Here is a 15,446-nt window from a genome sequence, read left to right on the forward strand (position 1 = left end):
CTTCCAAATTAAGCGCACAGACGCTATATGTCGGAAGTTGTAGAAGTAGTTAAGTGCTGTTCTGGGATGACCTAAGATCTTGATTATGTACAGCTTATGTTTTATAAATTTAATTTTTCTACTATAATATTGAATAAATTTATCCTTTCTGACACTTTATCGTATAAAGAGGAGCTTTTACCGTTTTGCTCGAAATCTGCTGATGCAAGAAGTACCTAAAATGCCCTGTGAGGATGATCAGGATGAGTGTTTGAGATCAAAAAACGCATTAAATATTTGTGAAAGCCGAAAACATTCTTTATAATTGAATATCTCTCACCTTAAACAAATAAAACAATGAAAAGACCTCTACTACTCTCAGAGTCATTTTTACCCCACTGCCGCTTACCTATTTCGGCCAAACTAGCGGCCTCCTAAACAATTTTTGATGTAGCATAGCCTGCTGTTAAGGCTATTAGCCTGTTATGTTCAGACTTTACTGTCTGTTCAAACGATGGCTGTATCCTTATTTTGACAAATAATTTAACCTGCTCCAGTTTTCCCGGTGTCTGATACAGTGATCTGTAGAGGATGATTATCTGATTTGGATTATGTAACTGTTTCCTAAATGTGCTGGTGTCAGCACTATAGGTAACCTGAGTCGCAGAAATCCTTGTTGATGGTAGCATCTTCAGTATCAAATGTCAGGAACGAAGGAATTGATAGAAGAAGGAGGTGATCAAAAGACAGAGCAAGCCTGTGCTCAATTTTCAATATAGAACATACAGACTATGGCTGCTAGCCAGCATAGTAAAAATAACACCTTAACTATTTTGAATTAATTCTTACCTAAACAAACAGCGCAATGAAAAAAATTTTAATGCTATGCCTGCTGCTTGTGTCGGCCTTGATCCACGAGGCCATGGCTCAAGTCAGGGCGATCACCGGTACGGTGACAGACGCTACTACCAATCAGCCGCTGCCAGGGGTTACAGTCCTGGTGAAAGGCACTACAGTGGGTACTGCCACAGGGGCAGACGGTACCTATACTGTGAATGTGCCGGAAGGCAGCAATACACTTGTGTTCCGCTTTGTAGGCTATCAGACTATTGAGCGGCCAATCGGCAATGCAACTACCGTGAACGTATCCCTGGGAACCGATACCCGTCAGCTGGGTGAGGTTGTGGTAACAGCCCTCGGTATCGAGCGTACCCGAAACGAACTCCCTTATGCAGCGCAGTCTGTAGGAGGTGAGGAAGTTGCCCAAACTCGTCAGCAGAACTTTACTAATGCACTTTCTGGTCGTGTGGCTGGTGTGCAGGTAACTCAGAACAACAACCTGGGCGGTTCTACTAACGTGATCATCCGCGGTAACAAGTCTATCGGCGGTGCTAACCAGGCACTCTTCGTAGTAGATGGTGTTCCGCTAGATAACTCTACCAACAACACTGCTAACCAAGTTAGAGGTGCTGGTGGTTATGACTACGGTAACGCCGCAGCCGACATCAACCCGGACGACATCGAGTCGATGACGATCCTGAGAGGTGCCGCTGCAACAGCGCTTTATGGTTCGCGTGCTGCTAACGGTGTTGTGATGATCACTACCAAAAGAGGTTCTAAAAGACAAGGTATTGGTGTGACGATCAACTCGGGTGCCAACTGGGGCTTCCTGGATAAGAGCACTTATACCCGATACCAGAAGGAGTATGGCAGAGGCTATCCAGGTGCCGTTTATAGCGATGAGTATCCTGGCTTTTACGCCAATGACGTTGACGGTGACGGAACTCCTGAGAGAGTGGTTGTATTGAACGAAGACGGTTCTGCCGGTCCTCGTTTCGATCCGAACCTGCTTGTTTGGAACTGGGATTCTTTTGACCGCACGTCTCCTAATTTTGGCCGACCTACACCTTGGGTGCCCGGCGCAAATGACCCGACTACTTTCTTTGAAACTACTTATGGCACATCGCACAACATCGCAATTGATGGCACCAGCGATAAAGGTTTCTTTAAAGTAAACTATGGCCGCAACAGCAATGATGGTATGCTGCCAAACTCCAATGTGACGAAAAACTTCATCAGTTTCTCAACATCATACGATCTTGTTGACAGGCTAACAGCCACGACCTCTATTAACTTTACTGAGACTGACGGTATTGGCCGTTATGGTACTGGTTACAGTGGCCTGAACCCGAACCAGGGCTTCAGACAGTGGTGGGGAACTGACGTAGATCTGAAAGAGCAGGAGCGTGCTTACCTGGACACACGTGAAAACGTAACCTGGAACCCAAGAGCCTGGAACGACCCTCGTCCGATGTTCTTCGACAACCCATACTGGACTCGTTACGAAAACTTCAACACTGACAACAGACGCCGTGCTTTGGGTTATGTTCGTTTGGATTACAAACTGACTGACTGGTTGAGCATCATGGGCCGTGCTTCATTGGATACTTATGACGAAATCCGTGAAGAGCGCTATGCAGTAGGTTCTGTAGGTGTATCAAGCTATACCAGACACAATGGTCGTTTCAGCGAAGCTAACTACGACCTGATGGCGAACATTGACAGAGACTTCACTGAAGACTTAAACTTTAAAGCCACGATCGGTACAAACATCCGCGATACGAAGAGATCATTCATCCGCTCTACCACAAACGGTGGTCTGGTGGTGCCACGTCTGTACTCGCTTTCCAACTCACGCAACCCGCTTGGCCCTCCGGTTGAGCAAGACACCCGTCTACGTGTGAACGGTTACTTCGCTAGTGCCACATTAGGCTACAGAGACCTGGCCTTCATTGACGTAGCTTCACGTGTTGACCAGTCTTCTTCACTTCCTCCTGCTAACAGAGACTATTTCTATCCATCAATCTCTGGTAGCTTCGTGTTCTCTGAACTTTTAGAGCCTAACTTCTGGTTTACCTACGGTAAGATCAGAGCCAACTATGCTGAGGTAGGTAACATGGCAGAGCCACTGAGTGTGTTTGATGTGTATAACTTGATAGCACCTTTTGGTTCTACTTCGCTGGCATCTGTTAACAGTACCAGAAACAACCCTGACCTGAAGCCAGAGCGTACGAAAAGCTGGGAAATTGGTGCGGAATTCACCTTCATGGATGCCCGTGCTGGTTTTGACGTAACGTATTACAACGCAAGCTCTGTAGACCAGATCCTAAACGTGCCGCTCTCAAGAGCTACTGGTTATAACGCCCAGTGGATTAACGCCGGTGAGGTGGTAAACAAAGGCTTTGAGGTTTCTGCTTTCGGTTCTCCGATCAAGACAGATGACTTCTCCTGGACGATCAATGCGAACTGGACCAGAAACAGAAGTATGGTAGAGGACCTTGGTCCAATCCAGAACTACCAGATTGCAGCCTTCCAGGGTGGTGTATCGCTTAACGCAGCCGAAGGTGAGCCGTTCGGTATCATCAGAGGTGCTGGTTTCGTGTACAACGACCAGGGACAGCGTGTAGTAGGTGCCAACGGTTTGTATCTGTCTAACAGAAACGCAAACACCAACATCGGTGACATTAACCCTGACTGGGTGGGTGGTGTGTCTAACACATTCCGCTACAAGGGCGTGTCTTTGGGCTTCCTGATTGATGTGAAGCAAGGTGGCAGCGTATTCTCACTTGACCAGGCTTATGGTCAGTACACTGGTATTCCGGATAACACTTCGTTCACTAACGACCTGGGCAACCCGGTTCGTAACCCAATTGTTCGTAACGCTGATGGTAGCTACGCTGAAAACAGCGGTGGTATGATTCTGCCAGGTGTGAAAGAAGATGGCACGCCTAACGATACACGTGTAGAAGTATTCTATGCCATGGGTTACAACAACCCGCCAGAAATGCACGTGTACGATGCCAGCTATGTGAAGCTGAGAGAGGCTACTTTGGGCTTCGCTCTGCCAGAGTCCCTTGTGTCCAGGTTCAAGGTGTTCCAGGGTATAGACCTGTCGATCTATGGTCGTAACCTCTACATCTTCCACAAGAACACGCCATACTCTGATCCGGAAGAAGGTCTGAGTGCTGGTACTCAGTCACTTGGCTATCAGAGTGGTGCCTATCCTACTATGCGTAATGTAGGCTTTAACGTAAGAGCAAGATTTTAATAATGAATAATATGAAAAAGATATTTGCATTCCTCATGCTCGCCTTGGTATTCGTCGGCTGTACGGATGAATGGGAAGAGGATTTGAGAGACCCGAAAAACCCTACTGCGGTACCTGCACCGATGCTTTTTTCTAATGCGCAGCGTAACCTGGTAGACCAAATGGTAACCCCTAACGTGAACTCCGGCATCTTCAGGCTGATATCACAGCACTGGGCTAACACTACATATCCAGAGGAAAGCCGGTATGACTTAGTAAGCCGTAACATTCCTCAGAACTTCTGGTTCACTTTGTATCGTGATGTGCTGATGGACTTCAGAGAGGCTTCTATCGTGATCAATGAAGATCAGGCGCTGAATGCTGCTGTGAAGGCTAACCAACTGGCTATAATCGAGGTAATGGAAGTGTACACCTGGTCTGTGCTGGTAAATACGTTCGGTGACATCCCTTATTCTGAGGCGTTGAACCGTGACATTATCTACCCTAGCTATGACGATGATGCCGCTATCTACGAAGACCTGTTTGCCAGACTGGATGCTGCCATCGCAACTCTGAATCAGAATTCAGGTGCTGCCAGCTTTGGTGGCGCTGACCTGATCTACGGTGGCAACGTAGCCCGTTGGATCATGTATGCCAACTCGCTTAAGCTGAAGCTAGGTATGACGGTAGCCGATGTAAATCCGAGCCGTGCCCAGCAGGCTGCCAGCGAAGCTGCTCCAAATGTATTCAAGTCTACTGCTGATCAGGCTGTTTTCAGATACACAGCTACTACACCAAACGTAAACCCTGTGTGGACAAACCTGGTGCAGAGCGGTCGTAACGACTTTGTGCCTTCTGCTACACTGATCAACAGAATGAATGAGCTGAATGACCCACGTCGTGCCGCTTACTTCACACAGCTTAATGGCGCCTATGTAGGAGGTATCTATGGTAACAACAACACCTATGCTAACTTCTCGAAAGTAAATCCTACCATTACAGCTCCTGACCGTCCTGCTATCGTGCTGGGTTATGACGAAGTAGAGTTCTACTTAGCTGAGGCTGCTGCCCGTGGATTTATCTCAGCTGTTCCTGCAGACCATTTCAGAAGAGCTATCACAACCTCTATGGAGATCTGGGGAATAACTGATGCGGCTGCCTTAACAAGTTATTTCGCTCAGCCTGATGTAGCTGCCGGTTTAGCCGCACTTGCTGCTCCTGGTAGTGGTGGAACACTTACAGATGCTCAGCGAAGAGCACTTGGCGTACAGAAGTGGATTGCCCTTTATGAGCGTCCGTTCCATGCCTGGACAGAGTTCCGCAGATTGGACTATCCACAACTGCAAGCGCCAGATCCGCAGTACAGACCAGCTTACAACGTAGTGCCGGTGCGTTATCCTTATCCGCCGACCGAGCGTACGCTGAACCCTGATGCTGTGAATGCTGCTGCAACCGCGATAGGTGGTGACGAAGCCACAACCCGTATTTTCTGGGATGTGAGACCAGCTGGACAATAAAAAGTATTATAATCTTGAAGAAGTTTAATTAACTAGGTAGTAGTCTTCTTCATTTGAAAAAGGCCTTCGGTTTCCGGGGGCCTTTTCTGCTTTTATTTTAATTCATGTTTGCACACAATTTTATGATGGAATTTGTAAATTGCTTTTGACCCTTCGACTCACCAAAACAAACTTCCATGCACAGGTTTGCCATCTCGCTAACACTGCTTCTGATAATTTGCCTGCTTTGTTCCGGCTCTGCCATAGGGCAGGAAAGGCATTATGAACTTTCCGGTACAGTAACCAGCCAATCAGGAGAGACACTGCCAGGAGCCTATATTCTGATTAATCCTGGCAACAGAACGATTAGTGCAGACGACAGAGGGCGGTTCAGCGTTAGCCTGCCAGCAGGTGAATATACTTTGCAGTACCAATACCTGGGTATGGAGCAGGGGGTACAGCAGGTAGACTTAAGACGCAATATGAACCTGCGCTTGCAGATGAAGGTGAAGGCAACCGGACTACGGCAGGTGGAGATTATTGCCAGACCTTCGACGGATGTAAACTCGACCAACATGGGCAGTACATACATGGATGTGAAGCTGCTCACAAAAATGCCTGCACTGCTAGGCGAAGTGGATGTGATTCGTTCCGTCTCCAGCCTGCCTGGCGTGGTGAATGCGGGGGAGGGAACCGGTGGCTTTTATGTGCGCGGCGGCAGTGCCGACCAGAACCTGGTGCTGCTCGATGATGTGCCCGTGTTTAACTCTGCCCACCTGTTCGGCTTCTTCTCGGTCTACAACCCTGATATACTCAAAAGCTATACCCTGCACCGGAGCGGAATTTCTGCAAAATACGGCGGACGCATCTCCTCCATACTTGATGTCAAGCTGGAAGAAGGGAATACAGAGCGCATGCGCTTTAAAGCAGGTATATCTCCTGTGTCTGCCAAGTTCAGCATGGAAGGACCTGTTACTCAAAAGCTCTCTATCGTGATAGCCGGCCGGGCTGCTTACCCGACCTATCTGCTCAAGATGTTCAACAGCGACAACATCAAAAACAGCTCTGCCGACTTTTACGATGTGAATGTAAAGGCAAAGTATAGAGTAAACGAAAATAACAGCCTGACCCTCTCCACTTATTACAGTGCCGATAACTTTAAATTCCCTTATGATACTACTTACAACTGGACCAACGCATTGGGGAGCCTGAAGTGGGACCATCAGTTTAACTCTAACCTGAGCAGTACTGTCACGCTTGCTAAGAGTGTTTATGACAATAATGTAGAAGGTATAGCCATAGGCGAAGAGTTTAACCTGAACTCAGGTATAGACTTTGAGCAGGCAAAGGTTGACTTCTGGTATACTGGAGTTAACAACAATACAATGGAATTTGGGGGCGGTGTATCCAACTACACCATAGAGCCAGGAAAGCTGGAGCCTTACGGTACTTCCAGCCTGAATCCCAGAATCCTTCAGCGAGACAATGGTGTGGAGTACCATGCCTACGTGAACGATGAAATACGGCTCAGTCCTAAGCTGTCGGTTTCGCTGGGTGTGAGGTATTCTAACTTCTCTAAAATAGGACCTACCGATGTATACCTGTACGAAAACGGAAGACCCCGAAGCGAAACCTCCATCACAGACACACTGGTATATGAAGACGGAAAAAAGGTGCAGACTTATCAAGGCTTTGAGCCACGGGCCGCCATCAAGTATTCCCTGAACGAGCACAGTTCCATCAAAGCCAGTTACAGCCGGAGCAGGCAATACATACAGTTGGTTTCCAACACAGCAGCCATCACGCCAGTAGATGTGTGGAAGCTATCGAACAGATACCTCAGACCTCAGGTTGCTGACCAGTGGTCGGTAGGGTATTTCCGCGTAGAGCAGGACAACTCCTACGAATTTAGCTGGGAGGTATACTATAAACTCCTCCATAACCAGCTGGACTACAAAGACGGAGCCGTGCTCGTGCTAAACCCCGCCCTGGAGGCAGACCTGCTGCATGGAGATGGGGTAGCCTATGGCTCTGAGTGGATGGTCAAGAAAAATAAAGGGCGCCTGAATGGTTGGCTGAGCCTGACTTATTCCAGAGCGCTCAGAAAGATTGCCGGAGATACGCCCCAGGAGACGATCAATAACGGAGACTGGTACCCGGCTGACTACGACAGGCCTCTCAACCTGAACCTGTTTGCCAACTACCAGCTGTGGCCAAAGTGGACGTTCTCCTCTAACTTTACCTATACCTCCGGAAGACCGATGGCTTCGTCCGATTCCTGGTACAGATACTACGGACATATATTCGCCAACTACACAGGACGCAACCAGGCCAGGATGCCAGATTACCATCGTCTGGATGTAGCGCTCAATTATGACTTCAATCAGGGTAAGAAAGTAGAGTATACCGGCAGCATTTCGGTATACAACCTCTATAGCCGGCGCAATGCTTACTCTGCCTTTTTCAGGCACTACTACGGCAGTCCTGTGCAGGGGTATAAACTGGCTGTTATCGGGGTTCCTATACCTTCTGTCAATCTGAATGTTAAGTTTTAGGAGCGTATGCTGAAACGGATATTTCCTTTGTTGCTCTTGCTGACTTTTGGTTGCATCGACCCACTCAACATGGGAAAGATGAAGCAGCAGAAGCACCTGGCGGTAGAGGGCAGCTTTACTAACATGCCGGAGCTGAACTACGTGCGACTGAGTTACGCACAGCCTTATGACTACCCATATAACGAATTTATAACCGATGCAGAGGTATATGTGACAAGCAGTGAGGGCGAACGCTACAATTTTGTTTACGGTGGCGACGGCGGCGACTTTTACGCTAATACAGCCGGCAGCTACTTTCCTGAGTTTCCGCTGGATGCGGCCGCGCAGATAGGCCATACCTATACGCTGCATGTGGTGGCAAATGGCAGAACCTACCAGTCTACTCCCGCTACTGTAAAGGCCCCGATTCCTATAGACTCCGTGCATTTTGAGGTGGACGAGCAGGTGTTCTCTTTTAAGGGTTACCAGGAGCGGAAAAAATGGCCTGGCTACCGGGTGCTTGTAAACTACCAGGACCCTGAGCATGAAAAAAACTTCCTGCGCTGGACGTTTGCCAGCCAATACGAAGTGTCGACACAGCCGGAAGAATATATTAGCCCTTCCTCCGGATTGCCTGCACCCAAAAGCTGCTGCTCCCGCTGCTTTCTCAGCGAAAAGCTTGACCGCTTCAGGGTGGTGAACGACCGACTGGTGAACGGGAAAAAGGTAATTAACCAGGAGGTGCTGTTTTTGCCATTTGAGCGCTATCTGGGCGTAAAGCACAAGCTTAAGGTATACCAGCACTCCCTGACCGAAGAGGCTTATAATTTTTTCCGGATCATGGAGCAGCAGAAGGAGGCGAAAGGCACGGTTTTCGATCCGCCTCCTGCTGAAGTGAAAGGTAACATGTTCAACCCAAACGATGCAGCGGAGCAGGTGATCGGTTTTTTTGATGCCTCTGCTGTTGCTACAAGAGAGGTGGTGATCCTACGTAAGGACATTGATTACCCTGTAGCTCCTTTCAGGTGGCCCGATGACTGCAGGGAAATCCCAGGTGCCAGCAAAGAGATACCTGCTGATTGGTTAAAATAATAAAACAAAGCACATAGTCAGTCAAAAAAGAACATATGCTGAGAAAGATTTTCCCTGTTTTATTCCTGCTGCTAGCCGCTTGCATTGACCCCATTGACTTTAAGCACGATGATCAGCAGGAGCACCTGGTGGTAGAAAGCAGCTTTACGAACATGGCGGGCATCAATTATGTGCGGCTTACTTATGCGCTGCCTTACAATTACCCATACAATAAATTTGAGGAAAATGCTTCGGTAGTAGTGACTAGCCAGGAGGGCGAGCAGTTTTACTTCAGCTATGACCAGGCCGGTTATTACTATCCGATAGGTGTTGAGAACACCTTCGGTATACCTGGTCATACCTATACCTTGCAAATAAATGTAGGAGATAATTCCTACCGGTCAGAGGCGATCACACTGAAGGAGCCTGTACCAATAAGCCAGGTGCATTTCGCCATAAACGAGCGGAGTTTTGCCCTGCAGGGAGACAGGGAAAGAAAAAGGCACATGGGCTACCAGGTACTGATGGACTTTCAGGACCCGGGCCAGGTGAGAAATTACTACCGCTGGTCCTTTGCCCGGCAGTATGAGGTCCTCACCCAACCCTGGGACTTCCTGAACGATATGGGAGACCCCGCGCCAAAAGACTGCTGCGCCCGCTGCTGGATTCAGGAAAAAGAAGAGACCTTTACCGTGTCGGACGACCGCCTGACTAATGGACGGCAGGTGATCAACAAAGAAGTATTGTTCATTCCTTTTGAGAAATACCTGCAAACCAGGTATAAGATGAAGGTATACCAGCATGCCATCACTGCCGATGCCTATGAGTTTTACCGCATCATGGGGCAGCAGAAGGAGAGCACCGGCACCGTGTTTGACCCACCGCCGGCAGAGATCAAGGGGAATATGCGCAGTACAAGTGATCCGGGTGAGCAGGTATTGGGCTTTTTTGATGTGTCGGGTGTTGTGATGCAGGAAGTGGACATTAGAGCTGACGACATCCCATACCCGGTCGGTATCTTCATACATCCTGACGACTGCCGCGAGTTGCCGGGTGCGACTAATGTGCAGCCGGTAGGCTGGTAAAGGCCTACTTATAAATCAAAAACACAGCGGGCTGCTTGTGTATATCCGGCAGCTTACCCTTCCACTCGGCAACGGTTTTGGTCTGGATAAGCTCATGCTCAGGGGAGGTGATGTTGGCCGCAATGCAGAGGCGTGTGCCGCCGCTGAGCGTCTGCACAAGGTCCTCGAGCAGCTTGTTGTTGCGGTAAGGCGTCTCCATGAAGATCTGCGTCTGGTCGCGTTGCAGCATCTCCTTCTCCAGGTTGCGCAGCGCCTGCAGTCGTGGCCCCTTCTCAATGGGCAGGTAGCCATGGAAGGCGAAGCGTTGTCCGTTGAAGCCGCTGGCCATCAGGCTGAGCAGAATTGCCGATGGTCCTGCAAAGGGCACCACCCGTATACCTTTCTGATGCGCATACTTCGCCACCTCGGCCCCGGGGTCTGCTATACCTGGGCAGCCTGCTTCTGAAATAATGCCCGCATCCATACCTTGCTCCAGCAGCGGCTTCAAAGAAGCCTGTACCTGTGCTGGGGTGGCATCCTTATCAACCTGTACAAAGTTGAGTTGCTCGATCACCAGCTCCGGGCAAATGCTCTTGACAAAGCGACGGGCGGTACGGAGGTTCTCCACGATGAAGTAGTTCAGTCTGCGTACTGTATCTTTCACCTGCGGCGATATCACCTGGTCGGCTGTGTCGTCTGCGAGTATCGTCGGGATCAGGTATAGTGTGCCGGTCTTCTTCATGAGGCAAAGGTAAGGTTAATTGTTGTATTGCTGAGCTGTTGGGAGCTGCACTTGGTGCTAACTTATACCTGAATAGCAAAGCCGCAGTAGTAGGCTGCGGCTTTGCTATCAATCCTGAAAATCCTAATGCTTAGTTCGTATCCAGAAATCTTGTTACTAAATCATATACTTCATCCGGTGCTTCGGCGTGCACCCAGTGGCCGGCATTCGGGATGGTCTCCACTTCCACGAGCGTGAATAAGTGCTCAATGCTGCCATATATATCCTCTGGCAGAATGTAACGTGAACGCCCACCTTTGATGAAAAGCGTGTTTTTCTTGAAAGGTGTATCCGATGTGATAGGAGCCGCTATCTTCTCGTAATTTTTCTCGATGGCGTCGAGGTTCATGCGCCAGCCAAAGGTATTGTCCTCTTTGCGATAGAGGTTCTTCATCAGGAACAGGCGCACCTCTTCCTGCGATATCGTTTTAGCCAGCTGCTTGTCCACATCGCCACGGCTGGTTACGTTGTTAATATCTACAGACTGTAGCGCATCGATGATCTCGTCGTGGTGCGGCGGGTAAGCCTTCGGTGCGATATCCACTACGATCAGCTTGGTAAGGCGGGTTGGGTATTTCAGCGCATAGTTCATCGCCACTTTACCACCCATGGAGTGTCCCATAATGGCCGGAGTAGGTATTTGGAGGTCGTCTACGAGGCGCAGCACGTCTTCGGCCATAGCGTCGTAGTCGTGCTGTTCACTGTGTGGGGAACGGCCGTGGTTACGCAGGTCTACCATAAACACGTTGTAGTGCTCAGCCAGTCGCTTGGCAAGGGTTGCCCAGTTATCCAATGTGCCAAACAGCCCGTGCAGAATCAGCAGCGGCTGCCCATGGCCCATTTCCTTGTAGTGTAGTTTCATTTTTCTCAGTTATCAGTCAATGTCAGTTTTTAGCTTACGGTAGAAGGAACGAATAGATTATGATACCACCCGAATCAGCTTCTCTTCGCTGCCGCGCTCTTTCAGCATACCGAGCGGCTGAAGTTGCAGTCCGTACTTCTCAAACACCTGCAGCACTTCTTTGCGTCCACCTGGGGCTACAGCAACTAATAGTCCTCCGCTGGTTTGTGGGTCGCAGAGCAGGTGTTTCTGGTCTGGGGTGAGTTCGGCTATTTTGTGACCGTAGCTGTCGAAGTTGCGGTGCGTGCCACCAGGTATAGCTTTCTGGGCTAAGTAATCCAAGGCCTCCGCTATAACGGGTACCTTGTCGAAGTACACTTCAGCTGTCAAGTTACTGCCTTCACACATTTCGGAGAGGTGACCCAGCAGACCAAACCCGGTTACATCGGTCATGGCTTTTACCTGCGGCAGTTGTCCCAGGTCAGCGCCGATCTTGTTGAGCTGCATCATCTGCTGCGGTGCCAGGTGCGCGTGCTCTGGCTTGAGGATGGCTTTCTTTTGAGCAGTGGTCAAAATGCCTACCCCGAGCGGCTTGGTCAGGTATAGCTCACAACCGGCAGTGGCGGTATCGTTTCGCTTCAGGTTCGGGATGTCGAGCATGCCGGTCACAGCCAGGCCAAAGATTGGCTCGGGGCTGTCGATGCTGTGACCGCCTGCCAACGGTATACCTGCTTCGTGGCAGATGCTGCGGCTACCTTCGATCACACGCTTGGCTACCTCTGGGGCCAGTTTGTCAATTGGCCAGCCCAGTACGGCAATAGCCATCGTAGGTATACCGCCCATGGCGTATACATCCGAAATGGCGTTAGCAGAGGCGATACGGCCAAAGTCGTAGGCATCATCCACGATCGGCATGAAAAAGTCAGTGGTGCTGATGACGGCGCGGCCATTGCCAATGTCATACACGGCGGCATCGTCGCGGGAGCTGTTCCCAACCAGTAGCTTGTCGTTTTCGGGGTAGTGAATGTTGGTGTGCAGGATCTTATCAAGCACTTTTGGGGATATTTTGCAGCCGCAGCCAGCACCGTGGCTGTACTGGGTAAGCTTTATGTCTTGTATGCTAGTTTCTTCCATGGTATTAGATCAGCTGATGCTGTTTTGCAAATTTAATCAGGTGCTGGGCGTTCTCTTCCGGTTTCAAAGTTTCCAGAGGCAGTCGCAGCACCACCTGCTTTTTGGCTAGTTCGTAGGTATAGGCCTTGTCGTAATAGGTGAGGGCGATGTCAACCATTTTCTCCATGTCGCCAGCCGAGATGGCTTCAATTGCCTCTTTCGTGGCCATCCCTCCCAGGCGTTTTTTTATTCTGAGAATGGCCGACTCCAACAAGGCTGGATCAGTGCGGCAGTACTCTTCGGCCAGCTTTTGTATACGCAGCGCCTTGGGTACTTCGAGCACAATGGTAGGCGAAGCTTGCATACGATCGAAGAGCGGCTTAGGCATCTGTACCTTGCCGATGCTGATGCTCTCGTCCTCCAGCCACAGCGGCTGCTGTTCATCCAGCTCGAGCATGGCCATACCCAGCAGGTTCTCGAAGTGCTCGGTGCTGGGCTGCGGTGCCATACCTATACCTCCGAAGGCAGAGCCTTTGTGGCTGGCCAACCCTTCGAGGTCGAGCACCTGCTGACCGTGCTGTTGCAGGTATGGGAGCAGGTCTGTTTTGCCACTGCCGGTGTTGCCGCTGATAATAAGCAATGGCCGCTCCCGCTCAAACTGCCCGTGCATGTAATGGCGGTAAGCCTTGTAGCCACCCTGCAACAGGTATACTTTGAATCCGGCAAAGTCGAGGAGCCAGGCCATGGCCCCACTGCGCATACCGCCGCGCCAGCAGTGTACCAGCAGCTCTTTCTGCGGCGCCAGTTTCTCTGCCTCCTGCACAAACTTTGACATCTTGGGGCCGAATAGGTCGAGCCCGATCAGCACAGCCGGGTCATGCCCCTGTTGTTTGTAGGCTGTGCCTACTTTAGCCCGCTCTTCATCCGAGAAAATAGGGAAGCTCAATGCCTGCGGTATACGTCCGATCGCATACTCTTTTGGGGCGCGGGCATCCAGCACGGGCAACTGCTTCGCTTTCTGCAGAAAGTCTTCTATGGTGATGCTGTTGATCACGGCTACTTGAGTTGACGCAGGTATAGCTGGATGGTGTTCTCCAGCCCGAAGTATAGCGCGTCACAGATGAGCGCATGCCCGATGCTTACTTCCAACAGGCCAGGCAGTGTGTCCTTCAGGTACTTCAGGTTGTCAAGGTCAAGGTCGTGGCCGGCATTGAGGCCAATGCCGAAATCCTGCGCTCTCCGGGCTGCTACCAGGTATGACCGTATCGCTTCTTCAGGGCTGGTCGGGTACCCTTTGGCATAGGCTTCCGTGTATAACTCAACCCGATCAGTGCCTACCAGGGAGGCGCCTTCGATCATGCGTACATCCGGGTCCACGAAAATAGAAGTGCGTATACCTAGCTCCTTCAGCTCACCGATCACATCTGTCAGGAAGTCCTTGTGCGTGAGTGTATCCCAACCGGCGTTGGAAGTGATAGCGTCAGGTGCATCCGGCACGAGTGTCGCCTGTGCAGGGCGCACGTCTTTTACCAGTTTTAGAAAATCAGGAGTCGGGTTGCCTTCAATGTTAAACTCGGTGGTTACGACTTCTTTCAGATCATACACGTCGCGGTAGCGGATATGGCGCTCGTCGGGACGTGGGTGCACGGTGATGCCTTCGGCTCCGAACCGCTCGCAGTCTTTAGCGACCTGCACTACGTTTGGTCTGTCGCCGCCGCGGGCGTTCCGCAGTGTGGCTATTTTGTTTATATTTACACTGAGTTTGGTCATGGTATGTGTTTTATAGCCCGCAGGCTGGTGGTACGTATGCTTACGGAAAGACTAAATTAATGGAAATTTGCTTAAGATGATAACCTATGGCTTTGGCCGTAGTAGTGTATAAAGTATAGGCAGGAGGTGTGTCACTTACTGTAAACAATCAATCAACAATAAAACTATGAGTTTAAAACAACGCATTGAAGCCGATATCAAGCAGGCGATGTTGGCCAAAGACAAAGCCCGCCTACAGGCACTCCGCAGCATCAAATCCCAGATCCTGCTGGCTGAAACCGAAAAGGGTGGTACCGATGGTCTAAGTGAGGATACTGAGCTGAAACTGCTCACCAAAGCCGCCAAGCAACGCCGCGAGTCAGCTGAGGTATACGCCCAGCAGCAGCGCCCCGACCTGGAGCAAGTTGAGCTGGCAGAGCTCGCCGTAATAGAAGAGTATATGCCAAAGCAGCTGGATGAGGGTGACTTGCGCATTCGCCTGCTGGACATCATACAGCGAGTAGGCGCAACCGGCCCGTCTGACCTTGGCAAAGTGATGGGCGTCGCCTCCCGCGAACTCGCCGGGCAGGCTGACGGTCGCGCAATTTCGAAAGCGGTAGGTGATTTGCTTAACAACACCGATTTCTAGCATTTGGATTTTTTGCGGCTTGCACACTAGTGAGACTGCTGCAATTACATTATATTTGAAGGCAGGGGCGACAAGTGTTCGC

At 50.2% G+C, this 15,446-nt stretch carries 11 protein-coding genes; 6 read left to right on the plus strand and 5 right to left on the minus strand.

Annotated features, from left to right (window positions below; translation table 11 throughout):
- The first annotated feature begins 844 nt into the window (after positions 1-844).
- The 5 genes from BW972_RS18790 to BW972_RS18810 all read left to right on the plus strand — a co-directional run bounded on the left by BW972_RS18790 (position 845) and on the right by BW972_RS18810 (position 10,252).
- On the plus strand, positions 845-4,087 hold the full coding sequence (locus BW972_RS18790; protein WP_076423262.1) for a SusC/RagA family TonB-linked outer membrane protein: 3,243 nt from the start codon (positions 845-847) through the stop codon (positions 4,085-4,087).
- A gap of 11 nt (positions 4,088-4,098) precedes the next feature.
- On the plus strand, positions 4,099-5,583 hold the full coding sequence (locus BW972_RS18795; RefSeq protein WP_076423320.1) for a SusD/RagB family nutrient-binding outer membrane lipoprotein: 1,485 nt from the start codon (positions 4,099-4,101) through the stop codon (positions 5,581-5,583).
- 176 nt (positions 5,584-5,759) lie between these two features.
- Entirely contained in the window at positions 5,760-8,117 is a 2,358-nt protein-coding gene (locus tag BW972_RS18800; RefSeq protein WP_076423263.1) for a TonB-dependent receptor, read from the plus strand.
- A 6-nt stretch (positions 8,118-8,123) separates the two neighbouring features.
- Positions 8,124-9,188 carry a DUF4249 domain-containing protein gene (locus tag BW972_RS18805; protein ID WP_076423264.1) on the plus strand — a complete coding sequence of 355 codons (1,065 nt, stop codon included), beginning with the start codon at positions 8,124-8,126 and terminating at the stop codon, positions 9,186-9,188.
- 35 nt (positions 9,189-9,223) lie between these two features.
- Positions 9,224-10,252 carry a DUF4249 domain-containing protein gene (locus BW972_RS18810; protein ID WP_076423265.1) on the plus strand — a complete coding sequence of 343 codons (1,029 nt, stop codon included), beginning with the start codon at positions 9,224-9,226 and terminating at the stop codon, positions 10,250-10,252.
- 4 nt (positions 10,253-10,256) lie between these two features.
- Here BW972_RS18810 and BW972_RS18815 read toward each other — a convergent pair whose 3' ends face one another.
- The 5 genes from BW972_RS18815 to BW972_RS18835 all read right to left on the minus strand — a co-directional run bounded on the left by BW972_RS18815 (position 10,257) and on the right by BW972_RS18835 (position 14,736).
- Positions 10,257-10,973: an SAM-dependent methyltransferase gene (locus tag BW972_RS18815; RefSeq protein ID WP_076423266.1), complete on the minus strand. Its 717-nt coding sequence runs from the start codon at positions 10,971-10,973 to the stop codon at positions 10,257-10,259.
- A gap of 130 nt (positions 10,974-11,103) precedes the next feature.
- The gene (locus BW972_RS18820; RefSeq protein ID WP_076423267.1) at positions 11,104-11,874 is read right to left on the minus strand and encodes an alpha/beta fold hydrolase; all 771 of its coding nucleotides are present in this window, start codon (positions 11,872-11,874) and stop codon (positions 11,104-11,106) included.
- 57 nt (positions 11,875-11,931) lie between these two features.
- Positions 11,932-12,987 carry a selenide, water dikinase SelD gene (gene selD / locus BW972_RS18825; protein ID WP_007657261.1) on the minus strand — a complete coding sequence of 352 codons (1,056 nt, stop codon included), beginning with the start codon at positions 12,985-12,987 and terminating at the stop codon, positions 11,932-11,934.
- 4 nt (positions 12,988-12,991) lie between these two features.
- Positions 12,992-14,020, minus strand: a complete 1,029-nt coding sequence (mnmH, locus tag BW972_RS18830) for a tRNA 2-selenouridine(34) synthase MnmH (RefSeq protein WP_076423268.1) — start codon at positions 14,018-14,020, stop codon at positions 12,992-12,994.
- Between the two features lie 2 nt (positions 14,021-14,022).
- Complete coding sequence (locus BW972_RS18835) at positions 14,023-14,736, minus strand: pyridoxine 5'-phosphate synthase (RefSeq protein ID WP_007657259.1); 714 nt, start codon at positions 14,734-14,736, stop codon at positions 14,023-14,025.
- A 166-nt stretch (positions 14,737-14,902) separates the two neighbouring features.
- Between BW972_RS18835 and BW972_RS18840 the strand changes: the two genes are divergently transcribed.
- On the plus strand, positions 14,903-15,364 hold the full coding sequence (locus BW972_RS18840; RefSeq protein WP_007657258.1) for a GatB/YqeY domain-containing protein: 462 nt from the start codon (positions 14,903-14,905) through the stop codon (positions 15,362-15,364).
- Positions 15,365-15,446 lie beyond the last annotated feature (82 nt).

It is taken from the genome of Pontibacter lucknowensis (assembly GCF_900156415.1).
In the GTDB taxonomy this organism is placed as follows: domain Bacteria; phylum Bacteroidota; class Bacteroidia; order Cytophagales; family Hymenobacteraceae; genus Pontibacter; species Pontibacter lucknowensis.